The sequence below is a fragment of the Megasphaera sp. AF13-6AC genome (assembly GCF_027685385.1).
Classification (GTDB): domain Bacteria; phylum Bacillota; class Negativicutes; order Veillonellales; family Megasphaeraceae; genus Megasphaera; species Megasphaera micronuciformis.
The window spans coordinates 1-404 of record NZ_JAQCUN010000309.1; the positions used below are offsets into that span (position 1 = coordinate 1).

At 52.2% G+C, this 404-nt stretch carries 1 protein-coding gene; it reads right to left on the reverse strand.

Going from position 1 to position 404, the window contains the following annotated elements; translation table 11 throughout:
• A partial coding sequence (locus PGX78_RS09060) for a DNA translocase FtsK 4TM domain-containing protein (RefSeq protein ID WP_333524052.1) occupies positions 1–404 on the reverse strand: 404 nt, incomplete at both ends.

The window sequence follows — 404 nt, forward strand, 5'->3', positions numbered from 1 at the left end:
TTCACCTAAAGCGTCTTTTTCCTGTTCAACGTCAAAAATTTTCCGTTCCTTGTGACGTTGCCACGATTCCTGCACGGAATGCGACGCCGTCTGAATACCGGCTACCGCTTTTTCGGAAACATGTGACACGCCTTCAGCCGTCATCTCCTGAGCAAGGGCGACGGGTTTGGAAAGAGAAACTTTCTTCCAAATCATAACCGTACCGATGAGGACGACGATAAGAGCCAAAACGGCTCCGAAACCGCCGAACCAACTGCGCAGAAAAGCTGCCGACACGGCTCCGAAAAGACCGCCACCGGCACGCAGTGCCAGTGGAACGAATTCTTCACCGGGATTGGTAAAGATAACATGCCACAGGCTGAGCAATAACTCGAAAACGACAGCTCCCATGAGCCAGTTTCGCG